The sequence below is a fragment of the Rhodococcus erythropolis NBRC 15567 genome (assembly GCF_001552595.1).
Classification (GTDB): Bacteria; Actinomycetota; Actinomycetes; order Mycobacteriales; family Mycobacteriaceae; genus Rhodococcus_F; species Rhodococcus_F erythropolis.
In genome coordinates, this window is sequence record NZ_BCRM01000001.1 from 1,294,381 (window position 1) to 1,310,952 (window position 16,572).

The window sequence follows — 16,572 nt, forward strand, 5'->3', positions numbered from 1 at the left end:
CCCAGCCTTTCCCCATCAGTCGAAAAGAGAATTCCATGGACGTCGAAATCGTAGGCAAGTTGTTGTCCACCCTTCCCGCCGATGACGATCACCCGTATCGCACCGGCCCGTGGCAACCCCAGACCACCGAGTTCAAAGCGGACAACCTCGAAGTCGTATTCGGTGAGGTTCCGAAAGACCTCGACGGTGTCTACCTGCGCAACACCGAGAATCCGCTCCATCCCTCGATGAAGGCTTATCATCCCTTCGACGGCGACGGAATGATTCACATCGTGGGCTTTCGTGACGGAGAGTCGTTCTACCGCAATCGATTCGTACGGACTGACGGGTTGGCGGCCGAGCAGGATGCCGGCGGCGCCTTGTGGGCCGGACTCGCCGAGTCTCCCAAACTCAGTCGCCCCGAGGGGGGCAAGGGTGCGCGCACCCGGATGAAGGACGCGTCCAGCACCGACGTCGTCGTTCACCGGGGGACTGCTCTCACCAGCTTCTACCAGTGCGGAGATCTGTATCGTCTCGATCCGATGTCGGCGGAGACACTCGGAAAGGAAAGCTGGAACGGCAAGTTCCCCTTCGAATGGGGTGTGTCCGCGCATCCGAAGGTGGACGACAAGACCGGAGAAATGCTGTTCTTCAACTACAGCAAGGAAGCGCCGTACATGCACTACGGCGTCGTGGACTCGGCCAACGAGTTGGTCCACTACGTCGACGTCCCGCTTCCCGGTCCGCGGTTGCCACACGACATGGCCTTCACGGAGAACTACGCGATCCTCAACGACTGCCCCTTGTTCTGGGATCCGGTTCTACTGGAGAAGGGCGCGCACGTCGCGAATTTCCATCCCGATATCCCGCTCCGTCTCGGAGTCATCCCACGCCGCGGAAACACCTCTGACATCAAGTGGTTCGAGGCCGATCCGACCTACGTCCTGCACTTCGTGAACGCCTACGAAGAGGGGGACGAGATTGTTCTGGACGGTTTCTACCAGGGTGATCCGGAGCCGTCGGACAACGGTATGGGCAATCAGTGGGAGCGCGCCTTCCGTTTCCTCGCTCTCGATCGCATGCAGACCCGGCTTCACCGCTGGCGTTTGAACCTGGTCACCGGAGCCACGCGTGAAGAGCAACTCAGTGACTCGATCACCGAATTCGGCATGATGAACGGCAATTTCGCGGGTGAGAAGTACCGATACGCCTATGCGGCTTCTGGTAAGCCGTCGTGGTTCCTGTTCGACGGCTTGGTCAAACACGACCTGCTGACGGGGAACGAGGAACGATTCTCCTTCGGTGACGGCGTGTATGGAAGCGAGACCTCGATGGCACCACGCGTGGGTGGTACCGCCGAAGACGACGGCTATCTCATCACGTTGACCACCGACATGAACGAGGACGCGTCCTTCTGCCTGATCTTCGACGCTGCCCGCGTCGGAGACGGACCATTGTGCAAACTTCGCCTTCCCGAACGGATTTCGAGTGGCACCCACTCGACGTGGGCGCCGGGTGCCGAGCTCCGACGCTGGCAGAGTGCCGACACCGCAGCCGAAGCGGTCGGACTGTGACGGGCACGCACGACGCGGGCACGTGGGAGATCCTGCGGCAGGTGGTGATCGGTGCACGAGACCTGGACAAGACCGGTCAACAATTACGTGAAGCGTTGAATCTGGCACCAGGATTCGCAGATCCACTGCTCGAAGACATCGGTTTGGCCGACGAGACCTTGGCCGTCGGGCCGCAGGCATTTCTCGAGATCGTCGCACCGCTCGACGAGACGGTCTCGCTGGCGAGATGGATCCGCAAGGGCGGAGGGGAGGGCGGCTATGCACTCTCGATCCAGGTTTCGAACATCGAGCCCTATCTGGAACGTGCAGCTGCGGCCGATGTTCGGACGGTGGCAGATCTCGAGGCCTACGGTCACCGGATCGTCCAACTTCATCCCGGTGATCTCGGACTGCTCGTAGAACTCGACGAGATTCCCGACGCCGAAGAGTGGTTCTGGGACCAGACGGAGAAGGAGGTTTCCCTCGATCCACGGGTCGACGACATTCTCGGCGTCGACGTGTCCTCTCCCGATCCGGCCAAGACGGCGGCGCTGTGGGCCGAAGTGTTCGGCAAGAAACTGGATTCGGCGCAATCACTCTCGATTGCGCTGGGGTCGCGCGCCGTGTCGTTCGTTCCGGGCGAGCGGTCGATGCTCAGTGCGGTCGATCTGGCGGCGTCGATCGGAGCGAACACCGTCGAGCCCGGCCTGATCGTCGGCGGCGTCGAATTCCGGATTCACCCAGGCTGAGCGAGCTTCACATCGAACGACAGAAATCGGGGCCGATCGCTCAAAGCGACCGGCCCCGAATTCTTGTCATGGACTCAAGCGAAGTCCTGTCGCAAACGAGTCTTGAGAAGCTTCCCACTCGCGTTGCGTGGCAGTTCCTCGATGAACTGAACTGCACTGGGGCACTTGAAGTGTGCCAGTCGCTCGCGTGACCACTCGATGATCTCCGCTTCGGTGACAGCCGAATCGCCGGAACGAACGACCACCGCAATGGGAGTCTCACCCCACCGATCGGAGTGAACGCCGACTACCGCGACCTCCCGAATGCCGGGGTGGCCGGAGAGAACGCTCTCCACCTCGGCGGGATAGACGTTCTCACCGCCGGAGACGATCATGTCCTTGAGGCGGTCGTGGAGGTAGAGATACCCGTCCTCGTCGAACGATCCGCCGTCTCCTGTTCGGAGCCAGTCGCCGTCCAACATGGTGGCCGCAGTGGCTGCCTCGTTGCGCCAGTAGCGCCTCATGACATGAGCGCCGCCGATGACCACCTCGCCGCGGGTACCGACCGGGACGTCTTCGAGCGTCACGGGATCGACGATGCGGATGGGTACGCCGAACATCGGTTGCCCGACGGACTTCAACCGATGCGCGGTCGACTCGTCGGTCGCCCGATGATCTTCGGGGGTCAGCATGGTGACGCCGCCAGTCGACTCGGTGAGTCCGTAGGCCTGCAGGAAGCTGCATCCGAAAACCTTGGTGGCGTCCTGTAACAGGGGTAGCGGCATGGGCGCCGCTCCGTAGACCAGGAACTGCAGGGCACTCCAATCCGCCTCACGCACAGCAGGAAGAGAGGTGAGGACGCTGATCACCGCGGGAACAGCGACCGCATGAGTCACCCGGTACTCCTGCATCAGCGCCACCAGCTCCAGCGGACCGGCGATGGTCTTGAGAAGTAGAGCGCCACCGCCGAGCGTCGTGACGAGAGCGAGACCCAGCCCCGCCACATGGAAGAACGGGACCGGGCACATGGCCACGGAATTGGTGTCGAGATCGAGCAGGTGATACATGGTCGCGAGGGCGCGGCCGAGGTTCGCGCCGGTGAGTTCGATTCCTTTGGGGTGACCGGTGGTTCCCGACGAGTAGAAGATCAGCGCGGTATCGTCGGGAAGGCGTGACACTCCTGGGTCGTCGTCCCCGACACCGGAGAGCCAGTCGCTCCACGAGACCGAGTTTGCAGAACCGTCCACCGTGACGACGGTCCGGACACTACCGACCGCCGCGGCGACGTCGGAGAGGCCCTCATCGCCTGCTCCGAGTACGACGACGGTCGGCTCGCTGTTGCTCAGGATGTAGTCGACCTCGCCCGGTGCCAGCCGATTGTTGACGGCCGTCAGAATCGAGCCCATCTTCGAAGATCCGTACAGGATGGAGAGGAAAGACGGTGCATTGGCGCCGATGTACGCCACCCGGTCACCTGTTCGAACACCATCGCGCAGAAGTGCATTCGCGACACGATTTGCTTCGATGTCCAGCTCGCGGAAACTGGTACGGCCGTCATCGGAGATGACGGCGGTGCTCTCCGGACTGGCAATCGCCCGGCTGCGCAGCAAGTCTTCGAGATTCTGCACGGGGCGACCATCGGGTAGGAGCGCGTTCACAGAAGGTTCGCGGGTGGCGGGTTCACGGGTGGCAGTCGAACCTACGGCCGTCGGCTGAGTGGTCATGCTGAATGCTCCAATCTGAAGGGGGCAAAGACAGGGGGTTCGAAAATGCCGGTGGGAGCAGCGAGTACATGCTCGACGGCGCGTAGTGCCGGGCCCGCAGTGATGAACTGACCGGCGGTTGTCCGGCTGTTCGGATCTTGTGGTTCGACGAGATTGACGGTCATCACGATCTCGGGTTTGCCGTACAGATGGACTTCCCACTGATCGCGCCCCGCGTATTCCTCACGATCGGGTTCCATGGTCCAGATGATGGCCAGAGTGAGGAACTGCTTTCCGTCGACCATTGCGTGCCAGCGCCATTCGGTGGTTCCGACGGTTCCGGCGGCGATGCGTCCGGCGGCCACGTCGAGATCCGTTCGCGCCGCAACGACCCTGTGATCGGATACGACCTCGTCGTAGGTGATCCCCAGACGTTCGCACATGAACGCGATGGTCTCCAGATACAGCGACGCGTACAGCGAGGGCAACGGCCCGGTTCCGTCCAGTTCCTCCGGGGGCGAACCCATTCCCATGACGGTGAATGCGAAGTCGGGGTCAGGCATGCCGCGAGCGTCGAGCACCTCGTCGATCGTGATGCGGTCCAGTTCGATCGATGTTCCCGTCAGAGCCAACGCCAATCGCTCACCGATGACGCCCGGGCTCACTCCGACACCGAAGAGCGTCGAATCGCCTTCCTTACATGCTTGGGCGAACATGTGCTCGCGCTCGGTACCGTGTGCGCGGGGGAAGTGCTGCCCGGCCGTCGTGATCACGTTGATCCCGGCGCGAAGCAGACGGCACAAATCGTCGTCGTGGCGTTCGTACGGAATCTGCAAACGCGGACTGTGGATGAGAACCTGGGGGCGCGAGCGGATGATCTCGTCCACGTCTCGTGTGGCGATCACGCCCGTCGGTGCGCGTCTGGCTATGTCGCCGGCATCGCGCCCGGCCTTGGCGTCGCTGTAGACGTACAGGCCGACCAACTCGAGGTCGGGACGATCGATGATTCCGCGAAGCGCGGTCTTGCCGATGGCGCCGGTCGCCCACTGGGCAACACGAATCGGATCGCTCATGATCGAGTGGTCAGTTCGCCGGCGAAGAGGAGCTTGCCCAGTCCGCGTTCGTACCGAATCGGGTCTCGAGCCAGACGCGCACGGGCGTCGATTGCCATGAAATCGGTGTCGCACGTCCACTCGCCGCGTTGCATGGCGGCGAGTCCGGTCGCGGCGATGTCGAGGGGATTTTCCTTGTGGCCCTGCACGTGTGAAGCCATGCGGGTGTCGACACTGCCGACGATCAACGAGGTGACGGTGATGCCGTGCGGTTCGAGTTCGGCACGGGCGATGCCGCCGAGCGACAGAGCAGCCGCCTTGGCCGGTGAATAGCCGCCCATGAAGGCGGTTGGTGCGATTGCGGCGACTGACAAGACGTTGACTATCGATCCACCGCCGCGGGCGGCGAGGACCGGCGCGAAGGCTCGGATCATCGTCAGCGGTCCGAAGTAGTTGACCTCCATCTCGGCGCGAGCGGCCTCTCGGTCGTCGGCCTCGATCAGCCGATTCCCGGTGAACAGCCCGGCGTTGTTGACGACGACCGAGGTGTCACCGCACGCCCCGGCGGCAGTGTCGACGAGTCCTGGATCGGTGACGTCGAGTTCGACGATGTGCGCACCGGTGGCTCGGAGCTCGGCCGGCACCTCGTCGGGATTTCTCACCCCCGCATAGATTTTGGCTGCGCCCATCAACTTCGCCTGTTGGACGAAGGCCAACCCGAGGCCTCGATTGGCGCCGGTGACGAGGACGGTCGCACCCTCGACCGGAGTTCCGCGAAAGGTTGTCATGAGTTCTCCTGTGTCTGTCGGGTGTAGATGAGGTCGTCGGGGAATTTCTTGCTCTTCTTCAATGACGTTTCAGGCGCGAGCATCCCGAAGATCCAGCCTTCGGCTGTGGCCATGTCGTGGTTCCAGTCCCACCGCAGTGCGCGGTGGCGGATTCCCCACCTGCCGTCCTCGAAACCGAAGCGGTCGATCAGGCGCGCCGCGGTGAGTGTGTCGGCTATGCCGTCCGAGGTCTTGATTCGTGCGAAGGCAAGCACGTACGACTCGACGTGTGCTGTATCCCCGTCGAGTTCGACCAAGACGTTGGTCATTGCGTGGGTGGTCAGCGATCGTGGGTGGGTGATGGCCCCGGCGATGTGGTCGATGTAGTCGTCGGCGGTGCCGGTGAAGACACCCCCGTGGTCTTCGGTTGCGCCGGGCAGATAACACCGCCTGGCGTCCTCGACGTCGCCGCGGTCTGCGGCTCGGAGGAAACGAGCCAGAACCTCGTAGATTTCCTGCTTGGCGACGAGAGCGTCGACCGGGCTGTAGTCCCTGACGTCTGGGCCCCCGCCGCTGTCGACTGCGTGAATGTTGTTGGACCTCACGATGATGTCCCTTCTCGGCTCCGGATCGGGGGCCGCACGTTGACGGAGTGCCTCTGTTTACTGTAGTCGCCATCGTCAGCCTGATCATCGTCGGCATCGTCATGGTCGTCTCCGGGTTCACGGCGCCGAACGGTGCCACCTCGGGTATCGACAACCTCTGGAACGACGGCGGCATGTTCCCGACCGGATTCATGGGCTTCGTGGCCGGCTTCCAGATCGCCGTGTTCGCCTTCGTGGGCATCGAACTGGTCGGCACCACCGCCGCCGAGGCGAAGGACCCGGAGAAGAACCTGCCGAAGGCCATCAACTCCATCCCCATTCGTGTCCTGCTGTTCTACGTCGTTGCACTGACCGTGATCATCGCGGTGACTCCGTGGCGCGAAATCAGCGCAGACAAGAGTCCGTTCGTCGCCATGTTCACACTCGCCGGCCTCGGCATCGCTGCATCTGTCATCAACTTCGTCGTGCTGACCTCCGCTGCGTCTTCGGCCAACTCGGGTATCTACTCCACCTCGCGCATGGTGTTCGGCCTTGCACAGGAGGGCGACGCACCGCGGGCCCTCGGCAAGCTGAACTCGCGCAAGGTCCCCGCGAACGCCCTGATGTTTTCCTGCATCTTCTTGCTGGCGTCGCTGATCCTGCTGTTCTCGGGCGATTCCGTGATCGAGGCCTTCACCGTCGTCACGACCATCTCGGCGCTGCTGTTCATGTTCGTGTGGACGATCATTCTGGCGAGCTACATGGTGTACCGGAAGCGTCGTCCGCACCTGCACGAGGCGTCGAAGTTCAAGATGCCCGGCGGCATCGTGATGTGCTGGGTCGTGCTCGCGTTCTTCGTCTTCATCCTCTGGGCGCTGACAACCAAGGACGACACCCTGCAGGCACTTGTCGTCACACCGATCTGGTTCGTGGTTCTGGGTATCGCGTGGGCGATCATTCGTCGCCGACCCGCTCACCGGGCACGATACGACGCATTCAAGTCAGAACTGGACGCCAGCCGACAGAACGGCGAGAAATAGTTTTGGTCAAGATCGGGTAACGGTGGCGGCCGCCTTGATCAAACTGTTACATTCTTCGGCAGACAGAGGAGCGGGCTTCATCAGAAGGACGCTGCACGCCGACGACTGACGGAGTACACACTGTGGGAAACCACCACCGCACGGGCAATGACGATGTTGTCTTCGAGATCGATCCCGAGGCAGCAAGCGGCCGCCACCGCACCCCGTCGGCTGGCCCTGGTGCCGGTGTCAAGGCGGGTGTCGTAGCTGCGGCTACCGGTGCACTCCTCGTCGGTGCAGGCCAGATGGGTGCAGGAACCGCTGCTGCGGCGCCGGCAACACAGACCATCGCCGGCATCGAAATCCCGCAGGGTCTGCTCCCCGAGGGCGTTGTCGTTCCGGCTGAATTGGCGGCACTTCCCGCTCTCGACATTCCCGAGCTTCCCGATTTTGCTGCCGATCTCAACACGCAGGCACAGCAGTTCCTCGCGGGGATCAACCCCGGCACCTCTGCTCGCACCGTGCAGCCGGTGTCCGGAACGCTGACCTCTACCTTCGGTTCGCGCTGGGGAGCGCACCACGGTGGTCTCGACATCGCGGCTCCGATCGGTACGCCGATCCTGGCCGCAGCCGACGGCCAGGTCATCGACGCCGGCCCGGCGTCAGGTTTCGGCCTCTGGGTTCGCGTCCAGCACGACGACGGCACGGTCACCACGTACGGCCATGTCAACGACTATCAGGTCAACGTCGGCCAGCGCGTCAATGCTGGCCAGCAGATCGCCACAGTGGGTAACCGTGGACAGTCCACCGGCCCGCACCTGCACTTCGAGGTTGCCGAGAACGGCGCAAAGGTCGATCCCGCAGCGTGGCTGCAGGCTCGCGGCGTGGCTGTCACCTGGGTAGACAACTCGTAAGAGAAACTTTCGGAGACCTGCGGTGGCGTCGGGAAATTCTTCCCGGTGCCACCGCAGTTCTCGTTTGTCGGTGACACCGGCCGGATAGCCTTCAGTGACGTTGATCGTCGAAGGGGGAATGCACGATGGGTGCAGAAGTCACGGCGCGAGAATTCACGCGGGCGGACCGTAGGCTCTTTCGCAAGAAAGTGCGGTCATGCGTCGACGCCATGAAGCAGATGCTCGACGGTGGTGACTTCCGAGACGCCGTCGACAAGCCGGCGCCGCTGCTGGGTATGGAGATCGAATTCAACCTGGTGAACGGGGACATGGCTCCTGCGATGTCCAACCGTGAAGTGCTCGAATCCATCGACGACGCCGCGGTTTTCCAAACCGAGCTCGGACAGTTCAACGTCGAGATGAACGTTGAACCCGGCCCACTCACCGGTGATGCAACTTTCGAATTGGAAAAGAAACTGCGCGCCTCCCTCGACGTCGCAGACGCGCGCATCCATGCGCACGACGCCGAGATGGTGATGATCGGGATGCTGCCGACTCTGCAACTCGAGCATCTCGATCGAGAGTGGATCACCGCGAACCCGCGCTATGAATTGCTCAACGAGCAAATTTTCACCGCTCGAGGCGAGGACATCGAACTCGACGTCGAAGGTGTCGCGCTACCTGGCAGCGACGTGGAAATTCTTCGGGCCGATACCAATTCGGTAGTCCCGGAGGCGGCATGTACGTCCATGCAGTTGCATCTTCGCGTTGCGCCGGAAGAGTTTGCCGCGCATTGGAATGCCGCGCAGTGTCTGGCCGGCGTACAGGTGGCGTTGGCGGCTAATTCTCCTTTCCTGGCAGGCAAGGCACTCTGGCACGAATCGCGCATCCCGATCTTCGAGCAGGCCACGGACACAAGAACTTTCGAGCTGAAGAACCAAGGTGTGCGGCCGCGGGTGTGGTTCGGTGAGCGGTGGATCCACTCAGTGCTCGACTTGTTCGAAGAGAACTCGCGGTACTTCCCGGCCCTGCTGCCTGACGTGTCGGACATCGATCCACTGGAAGTGCTCGCGGCGGGCGGGGTTCCGGAGTTGAGCGAGCTTCAGATGCACAACGGCACGGTCTATCGCTGGAATCGTCCGGTGTACGACTGCTCGGATGGCAAGCCGCACTTGCGTATCGAGAATCGAGTGCTGCCGGCCGGACCGACTGTCGTCGACATCATGGCCAATGCGGCCTTCTACTACGGCACAGTTCGGGCGCTGGTGAACGCGGAGCGGCCACTGTGGTCGCACATGTCGTTCCATGCGGCAGAAGAGAACCTGCACATCGGCGCCAAGTACGGACTCGACGCAACCTTGTACTGGCCGGAGATCGGTTGGGTCGGTGCCGACGAGTTGGTCCTGCGAAGGCTGCTGCCGTTGGCGGACGAGGGTTTGGCGGACTTCGGATTGTCCGCCGCGGCCCGCGATCGGTATCTCGGCGTCATCGAGGGGCGGTGCCTGAATCGGCAGACCGGTGCCGCCTGGCAACGAGAGCACGTGGCGCGCGCGGAGGCTTCGGGCGCGGACCGCTCGACTGCGCTCACCGGAATGCTCCGCGGTTACGTCGAGAACATGCGGGCGGGAGATCCTGTTCACACCTGGTCCTGATTGCTCTGCTAATTCTCCTATCCGTCAACAGTTTCGGGGACCTAAGTCCCCGAAATGAAGAGGGGGCGACCCCAAAAAAGCCGGACAAGTGGGATGGTTAGAGTGAAAGTGGCTCGGTTACTTCTTCAGGAAGGTGGGCACATGAGTTCACGCGAACATAACAGTGTTGTTGTCGGAGTCGAGGGTTCGGACACTGCGTCCACTGCGCTCCGCGAGGCCGCGAAGATCGCCGCCCAGCGCGAATTGCGACTCGACATCATCCATGCTCTCGACTTCGCGCCTTACGGTTTCGGCGGACCGTACGTCGACGCGGGTGGGGTGTACGAATGGGTCGAAGAGGCGGGAAAAGCGATCTTGGCAGAGGCGGAACAATTCGCCCATGAGATCGATCCGAAACTCGAAGTTCACACCGAAATCGCCATCGGCAGCGCAACTCAGTGGTTGATCGAGAGTTCGGCGCAGGCCAGGCGGGTCGTTGTCGGAGCGTCCGCTTCAGGCAAGGCGGCGACGGCAGTTCTCGGCAATACAGCGGTCGGTGTTGCCAGTCACGGCAAGTGCCCGGTCATCGTCGTGCGGGACCGCGACGGCGCAGTGCCTTCGGAGGGACCCGTCGTGGTCGGCGTCGACGGCAGTGCGCTCAGCGCGCAAGCAGTGGGCGCGGCATTCGAGGAAGCAGCGTTCCGCGGTGCCGAGTTGGTGGCGCTGCACGTGTGGAGTGACCTCGGTAGCGCGGCATTCGAAGACCCGAGGGCAGCTGCGCTTGCCCCGCAGTCTCTCGAAGAGGAAGAGCACGCAGTACTCAGCGAGAGCTTGGCCGGTTGGTCCGAGCAGTACCCGGACGTGAAGGTCCGGCGCGAGGTATACCTCGACAACCCACGAGGACGGCTGCTGGACTGGTCGGCAAAAGCGCAGCTTGTTGTAGTCGGCAGCCGTGGCCGTGGCGGATTCCGTGGCATGCTCCTCGGCTCGACCAGCAATACCCTGATCGCTTCGGCCAAGTGCCCCGTCATGGTGGTTCGCCCCGAAGAATCCTGACCTCTCCAGGTTCTCCCGCTACCCCGTTCGTTTCGGTCATCGAATACGAACGGGGTAGTCACATGAATGCGGACTCATGTTCCGTAGTGTTCGATGTGAGTTAAGTGTTCGATGGGAGTACCAAGGCTGTGTGCGCGTCGCACACGGCGGCAATCGTCTGGATTGGGGTTACAACGTGCGTATCGGTATGGGTTTGAACTACAGCGGCGGGTTCGCCGAAACCGTCGAAGAGGTCGGTGACCTGGAGAAGGCGGGCCTGGACATCGCCTTCGTTCCGGAAGCGTATTCCTTCGACGCGGTCAGCCAGCTCGGTTACCTGGCGGCCAAGACGTCCACCATCGAACTCGCTTCGGGAATCTTCCAGATCTACACCCGTACGCCCTCGTTGACCGCCATGACGGCAGCGGGCCTGGACTTCGTCTCCAACGGTCGCTTCGTTATGGGCCTGGGTGCTTCCGGACCGCAGGTGATCGAGGGATTCCACGGCGTCAAGTACGACGCTCCGTTGGGACGCACGCGTGAGGTCGTCGAGATCTGCCGTCAGGTGTGGCGCCGCGAGAAGGTCGAATACCAGGGCAAGTACTACCAGGTTCCGCTCCCTGCCGAGAAGGGCACCGGACTGGGCAAGCCGCTCAAGCTGATCAATCATCCTGTGCGTGAGCGCATCCCGATCCTGATCGCTTCGCTCGGACCCAAGAACGTCGAGCTGACGGCTGAGATCGCCGAAGGCTGGGAACCCATCTTCTTCCATCCGGAAAAGGCAGCAAGCGTATGGGGCGAGCCGATTGCGAAGGGCAAGGCCAAGCGCGATCCGAGCCTCGGCGAGCTTCAGGTGTACGCGTCGCCGGCCCTGGCCATCGGTGACGACGTCGACCACATGCTCGACTGGGTACGCCCGAGCCTTGCGCTCTACATCGGCGGTATGGGCGCCAAGGGCAAGAACTTCTACAACGACCTCGCGGTGCGATACGGCTACGAAGAGGCCGCCGAGAAGATTCAGGATCTCTACCTCGCGGGCAAGAAGGACGAGGCCGCAGCAGCGGTCCCGGACGAGCTGGTTCGCGCCGTGTCGTTGATCGGTCCCGAGAGCTACGTCAAGGAACGCGTCGCAGCCTTCGCCGAAGCTGGCGTCACGACGCTCAACGTCACGCCGTTGGCGGCCGATCGCAACGGCCGTGTTCAGCTGATCGAGAAGTTCCGCAAGATTTGTGACTGACCCTGCCGTGCGCCTTTATTAACCGCCGGCGGTTAATAAAGGCGCACAGCAGAGCGGGTGATTCGGGATCTCTTGCGCACGAAACCCGATTTTCGGCGCTTTCATATGGGACTTTTTTCACTTCTGACCGGTCGGGTTCTTCGCCTAACGTGGATCGAGTAGCCAGGGTTTGCGTGCGAATCCGGCACCGGTGGCCTCGTTGACGCCCGAAAGGGATGTTGGCGGGGCCGTTGCCGCAGTCCACCCGAACTCCGAATGTCCGATTCGGGACTCGCGTCGGCTGATGAATCCTTTTTGCCGTCATTGGGCAATAGTGTGAGGGCGAAGAGATTCTCTGGTCGATCGTGGAGGGACGAACATGAGTGCAACCAAACCCGTAGTCGTGGCAGTGGACGGCTCGGAATCGGCGTCGTCGGCTGTCGTCTGGGCCGCTCGAACGGCGGTGGCGCTCGGTCGTCCGCTGCACATCGCGACGGTGGTGCACATCCCCGCTTTCTACTACTCCGAGCCGTACCTCGCCGAGAGCTTCAAGGACGAACTTCGCCGCACAGCCACCGCTCGTCTGGACAGCGCGCAGATCCTCGCGCGACAAAGCATCGACGACGACCTCGAGATCGTCACCGAACTACTCGACGGCAGCGTCTCCGATCGCCTGATCGAATTGTCCAAGGGCGCGTACATCATTGCGCTCGGGCCCCGCGGGCATGGTGAATTCACCGGATTGGTCGTCGGTTCCGCGACGGTGTCGGTCGTCTCGCACGGCGAATCTCCGGTGGCGGTAGTCCGGGGCCGGACGCTTGATGGTCGACCGCCGACCGAAGGTCCTGTCGTCGTCGGTGTCGATGGATCCGAAAGCAGCATCGAGGCAGTCGAGCATGCTTTCGAACAGGCATCCGCTCGGGGTGCAACATTGATCGCGGTCAACGTGTGGAGCGATGTGAGCGTGCAGCCCTCCCTGGGCGCCACCCCCGACGATCCACTGTGGAGCAGCATCCAGACAGGTGAGGAAGTTGTCCTTGCCGAGCAATTGGCTGGTTTCACCGAGCGCTACCCAGACGTCGTCGTCGAGAGAGTCGTCGCGCGTGACCGTCCGGTCCGCGTTCTCAGTGAATACGCGGAGACGGCGCAATTGATCGTCGTCGGCAGTCGCGGGCGCGGCGGATTCGCGGGAATGCTCCTCGGATCGACTAGTCGGGCACTGCTCCATACTGCGGATTGCCCGGTTCTCATCGTTCGGCACGTCAACAAGTGAAGAGAATGCATTCAATGACTTTTGAGTCCACCGTCTCCGGTACCGTTCGACGTGAGATGTCTTTTGGAGGGGTTCGATGACAACGCGGATATTCCTGGTCGACGATCACGAGATCGTCAGACGCGGATTGTTCGACCTACTCGGCGGGGTCGAAGACTTCGTGGTGGTGGGTGAGGCCGCATCCGTGGGAGAAGCATTGGCTGCGGTACCGCAGAGCAATGCCGACGTCGCGGTTCTGGACGTACGGCTGCCGGACGGCAACGGCGTCGAACTGTGCCGCGAACTGCGCTCGATGCTGCCCAACCTGCGCTGCCTGATGCTCACGTCGTACGCGGACGACGAGGCACTACTCGACGCGATCATGGCGGGCGCTTCGGGATTTGTCCTCAAACAGATTCTCGGAACCGATCTGGTTGCTGCGGTCCGCACAGTCGGGCGCGGCGGTTCACTGCTCGACAGTCGGGCGACGGAGGCGCTGATGCAGCGGATCCGTAGCGACCGCACCGCTGATCCGTTGGCCGAACTTTCCGATCAGGAGCGAGCAGTCTTCGACCTCATCGGAGAGGGACTCACCAACCGGGAGATCGGCGCGCGATTGTTCCTCGCAAGACCGTCAAGAACTACGTGACGCGTCTGCTCTCGAAGCTGGGCATGCAGCGTCGTACTCAGGCTGCGGTGCTGGCCACCGAAATCCGCAGCGGCAGTCGATAGGTCTACCGACCGGACTTCGGTCGATTCGAGTTGGTGCGCCCGAGCGGTACTCGCCAGAGCAGGCGTGCACCGCTCGGATCGTGGTTGACGATCGTGCACGTACCGCCGCAATGTTCGGCACGGCGCTCGAGATTGTGAAGTCCACTCTTGTGGAAGTCGGAGGGGAGTCCGACGCCGTCGTCCTCGATCGTGATCGCAAATTCGACGTCCGCGGTGACTGCGATGGTGATGTGGTGTGCGTGTGCATGCCGAAGGACGTTGCTCAGCCCCTCACGCAGCACAGCTTCGGCGTGCTGGTGGATCCCGGGATTCACCAGAGTGTCGATGGCGCCGGAGAATTGGACGCTGGGGGTCACGGCGGACTGTGCGGTGGCGTCGCCGATGACATCGAGGAGGCGTCGGCGCAGGCTCGACGAATCGGTGGCTGTGGGAGTCTGCAGATCGAAGATGGTTGTCCGAATCTCGCGGACTGTCTTGTCGAGCTGTTCGAGGGATCGTTTGACAATCGCGCGCGCCGACTCCGGGAGGGTCTCGTCCGGAAGCGTGCTCTGCAGGCTCATTCCGCTCGCGAACAGTCGCTGGATGACGTTGTCGTGCAGGTCTCGTGCGATGCGGTCGCGGTCCGCGAGAACCGACAACAGGCGTTGCGCCTTTTGTTTCTCGTCGAACTCGATTGCAACGGAGCCGAGTTCGGCCATCGACTCGATTCGGGTCAGTTCGTCGTGATCCCAGTGCGTGTTGGTCGAGTTCGACGCCACGATGACCGCGCCGACTACACCCGAGGCGACGCACATCGGTGCCACGACCGCACTTCCGGCCGACGGCACCAGTTCGGTGAGTGCACCTAAAGCGGTGAGTACCTGTAGCTTTCGAGTGCTCCGCACCACGTCGAACGGATAGGTCGTCGCTGGAATTCTGACTCCACGTGACGTTGTTCGGGCGCTGGCCGCAGCGTGAACCTGTGCGTATCCGTTCTCGCAGATCACCACGATCACGTCGTCGACGCCGGTCAGGTCCCGAACGCGACTGGCAAGAAGTTGCAGGCCGTCCTCGAGCGAGTCACCGGCCAGCAACCGCGAGCGAATGGCAGATGTTGCGGTGAGCCATCTTTCACGAGTTCGTGACTGCTCGAACAGCCGGGCGTTTTCCACAGCGATGCCGGCTGCGATGGCGAGGGCCTCGAGGATGACCTCGTCTTCTTGGGTGAACTCGGCTTTTCCTCGCTTCTCAGTCAGGTAGATGCTTCCGAACACCTTTCCTCGCATCATGATCGGCGCCCCGAGGAAACTCTCCATCGGTGGATGATTCGCGGGGAATCCCACCGATTCGGGATGGTCGCCGAGATGCGCCACACGCAAAGTTTGCGGGTGATTCATCAGAACACCCAGAACGCCATGACCTTCGGGGAAATGTCCCATGGTCGCGCGTTGGGACCCGGAGATTCCCTCGTACACGAATTCCGAGAGCCCGCCCCCCGGCGCCGCAACCCCCAGGGCGCCGTAGCGGCAATCCAGAACCGTTGTCGCAGAGGTGATGATCCGTTGGAGTGTCAGGTCGAGATCCAGACCGGAACCGACCACCAGGACCGCCTCGAGCAGACGGTGGAGTGTCGGTATGTCTGCATTGGAATCGCCCAGGCGGTCGAGCAACTCGCCGAACGTGCGTGCCGGACTGTGACCCGATGCTTCGACCATGGTCGAAGCATATCGCCTCGCGGGACGTCAGCCCTCCTGACGGCGACCTTCCCACCACGACGACCAGTGATGCTTGATTTCGTCGAACTCGTCATCGCTCAGGTCGTAGGTGGTCAGCAGGATGGACATGCCTCCGTCTGGGCGCTGCGGAGTCACCGACTGGGTCGCGACAGAGAGTAGACCAGGGCCGAGATCTTCGACTGTCAACCCGAATTGGTGATCGGTGACGTAGTCGACGACGCCTTCGAAATAGTCGCCGGGAGCGATTGTCGCCGCGTATCGACTTCCCGCTTCCAATTCGATTTCGGTGAGCCCGAGGACGGTTGCCGCATTCTCGCCAGGGAGCAGCAGGCCGTCGAGATAGACGGTTCTTCGCTCAGCGAGTCCGTGGTGCTCCACTGCGAATCTGAGCAACTGGAGGAACGTCGTCCATCCCTCGGTGATGTCGTCGTACCAGTCGTCGTCGGCAGATTTGGCCGGCCGATCGATGCGGACGACCGTCTTGCCGTCTTGTTCGAGAAGTGAGAAGCGGTCACCGTTTCCGAGTTTCAGCGTCAGTGCCTCGGGATCGGCCTCAGCGGTGGAGTAGATCTGGGCGATTTCGTCGTCGAGACCGTCGTACTCCCAGCCGAACCAACGACGAATCAGCGACGGGTCGCGCAGGGCGGGCCACAGAACGGACGGGGCTGCGACGATGGACACTTCGATCACGGTTTCGCTCACCCGGAAGACGG

13 protein-coding genes and 2 pseudogenes are annotated in these 16,572 nt (G+C 62.4%); 9 read left to right on the top strand and 6 right to left on the bottom strand.

What is annotated here, in order from left to right:
• Nucleotides 1–35: 35 nt before the first annotated feature.
• Together RE4_RS06255 and RE4_RS06260 are read left to right on the top strand one after the other, a co-directional pair.
• A complete protein-coding gene (locus RE4_RS06255) occupies nt 36–1,553 on the top strand; it encodes a carotenoid oxygenase family protein (RefSeq protein WP_060938202.1) in 1,518 nt (505 codons plus the stop codon).
• On the top strand, nt 1,550–2,281 hold the full coding sequence (locus RE4_RS06260; protein ID WP_060938203.1) for a VOC family protein: 732 nt from the start codon (nt 1,550–1,552) through the stop codon (nt 2,279–2,281). Before RE4_RS06255 ends, RE4_RS06260 begins: the two co-directional genes overlap by 4 nt.
• A gap of 74 nt (nt 2,282–2,355) precedes the next feature.
• Here RE4_RS06260 and RE4_RS06265 read toward each other — a convergent pair whose 3' ends face one another.
• The 4 genes from RE4_RS06265 to RE4_RS06280 are packed head-to-tail and all read right to left on the bottom strand — an operon-like array spanning nt 2,356 to nt 6,387.
• Nucleotides 2,356–3,984, bottom strand: coding sequence for a long-chain-fatty-acid--CoA ligase (locus tag RE4_RS06265; protein WP_081098308.1), 1,629 nt, complete (start codon nt 3,982–3,984; stop codon nt 2,356–2,358).
• The gene (locus RE4_RS06270; protein WP_019744808.1) at nt 3,981–5,036 is read right to left on the bottom strand and encodes an NAD(P)H-dependent amine dehydrogenase family protein; all 1,056 of its coding nucleotides are present in this window, start codon (nt 5,034–5,036) and stop codon (nt 3,981–3,983) included. Before RE4_RS06270 ends, RE4_RS06265 begins: the two co-directional genes overlap by 4 nt.
• Nucleotides 5,033–5,803 (bottom strand): SDR family oxidoreductase, encoded by a 771-nt coding sequence (locus tag RE4_RS06275; RefSeq protein ID WP_021332267.1) that lies wholly within the window; start codon nt 5,801–5,803, stop codon nt 5,033–5,035. The genes RE4_RS06270 and RE4_RS06275 overlap by 4 nt, the downstream gene beginning before the upstream one ends.
• A complete protein-coding gene (locus RE4_RS06280) occupies nt 5,800–6,387 on the bottom strand; it encodes a nuclear transport factor 2 family protein (protein WP_019744806.1) in 588 nt (195 codons plus the stop codon). The genes RE4_RS06275 and RE4_RS06280 overlap by 4 nt, the downstream gene beginning before the upstream one ends.
• A gap of 53 nt (nt 6,388–6,440) precedes the next feature.
• On the opposite strand from RE4_RS06280, the pseudogene RE4_RS06285 reads away from it, so the two are divergent.
• The 7 genes and pseudogenes from RE4_RS06285 to RE4_RS06315 form a co-directional block, all read left to right on the top strand.
• Nucleotides 6,441–7,406 (top strand): annotated as a pseudogene (locus RE4_RS06285) (amino acid permease); the annotation flags it as partial.
• 122 nt (nt 7,407–7,528) lie between these two features.
• A complete protein-coding gene (locus RE4_RS06290; RefSeq protein WP_003946431.1) occupies nt 7,529–8,299 on the top strand; it encodes a M23 family metallopeptidase in 771 nt (256 codons plus the stop codon).
• 125 nt (nt 8,300–8,424) lie between these two features.
• Nucleotides 8,425–9,930 carry a glutamate-cysteine ligase family protein gene (locus RE4_RS06295; RefSeq protein ID WP_021345194.1) on the top strand — a complete coding sequence of 502 codons (1,506 nt, stop codon included), beginning with the start codon at nt 8,425–8,427 and terminating at the stop codon, nt 9,928–9,930.
• Between the two features lie 141 nt (nt 9,931–10,071).
• Entirely contained in the window at nt 10,072–10,965 is an 894-nt protein-coding gene (locus tag RE4_RS06300) for a universal stress protein (RefSeq protein WP_019744789.1), read from the top strand.
• Between the two features lie 175 nt (nt 10,966–11,140).
• Complete coding sequence (locus tag RE4_RS06305) at nt 11,141–12,181, top strand: LLM class F420-dependent oxidoreductase (protein ID WP_007727670.1); 1,041 nt, start codon at nt 11,141–11,143, stop codon at nt 12,179–12,181.
• Between the two features lie 358 nt (nt 12,182–12,539).
• Complete coding sequence (locus RE4_RS06310; protein ID WP_003946389.1) at nt 12,540–13,433, top strand: universal stress protein; 894 nt, start codon at nt 12,540–12,542, stop codon at nt 13,431–13,433.
• A gap of 76 nt (nt 13,434–13,509) precedes the next feature.
• A pseudogene (locus RE4_RS06315) lies at nt 13,510–14,144 on the top strand (response regulator transcription factor).
• A gap of 2 nt (nt 14,145–14,146) precedes the next feature.
• Here the strand turns inward: RE4_RS06315 and RE4_RS06320 are convergent.
• Together RE4_RS06320 and RE4_RS06325 are read right to left on the bottom strand one after the other, a co-directional pair.
• Nucleotides 14,147–15,838: a sensor histidine kinase gene (locus tag RE4_RS06320; RefSeq protein ID WP_060938204.1), complete on the bottom strand. Its 1,692-nt coding sequence runs from the start codon at nt 15,836–15,838 to the stop codon at nt 14,147–14,149.
• A 27-nt stretch (nt 15,839–15,865) separates the two neighbouring features.
• Entirely contained in the window at nt 15,866–16,561 is a 696-nt protein-coding gene (locus RE4_RS06325) for a hypothetical protein (protein WP_060938205.1), read from the bottom strand.
• Nucleotides 16,562–16,572: the final 11 nt, after the last annotated feature.

Excerpts from the sequence above, each read along its gene's own strand:
- RE4_RS06300 (WP_019744789.1), top strand. The coding sequence starts at position 10,072 with ATGAGTTCACGCGAACATAACAGTGTTGTTGTCGGAGTCGAGGGTTCG.
- RE4_RS06275 (WP_021332267.1), bottom strand. The coding sequence starts at position 5,803 with ATGACAACCTTTCGCGGAACTCCGGTCGAGGGTGCGACCGTCCTCGTC.
- RE4_RS06270 (WP_019744808.1), bottom strand. The coding sequence starts at position 5,036 with ATGAGCGATCCGATTCGTGTTGCCCAGTGGGCGACCGGCGCCATCGGC.
- RE4_RS06255 (WP_060938202.1), top strand. The coding sequence starts at position 36 with ATGGACGTCGAAATCGTAGGCAAGTTGTTGTCCACCCTTCCCGCCGAT.
- RE4_RS06265 (WP_081098308.1), bottom strand. The coding sequence starts at position 3,984 with ATGACCACTCAGCCGACGGCCGTAGGTTCGACTGCCACCCGTGAACCC.
- RE4_RS06310 (WP_003946389.1), top strand. The coding sequence starts at position 12,540 with ATGAGTGCAACCAAACCCGTAGTCGTGGCAGTGGACGGCTCGGAATCG.
- RE4_RS06295 (WP_021345194.1), top strand. The coding sequence starts at position 8,425 with ATGGGTGCAGAAGTCACGGCGCGAGAATTCACGCGGGCGGACCGTAGG.
- RE4_RS06320 (WP_060938204.1), bottom strand. The coding sequence starts at position 15,838 with ATGGTCGAAGCATCGGGTCACAGTCCGGCACGCACGTTCGGCGAGTTG.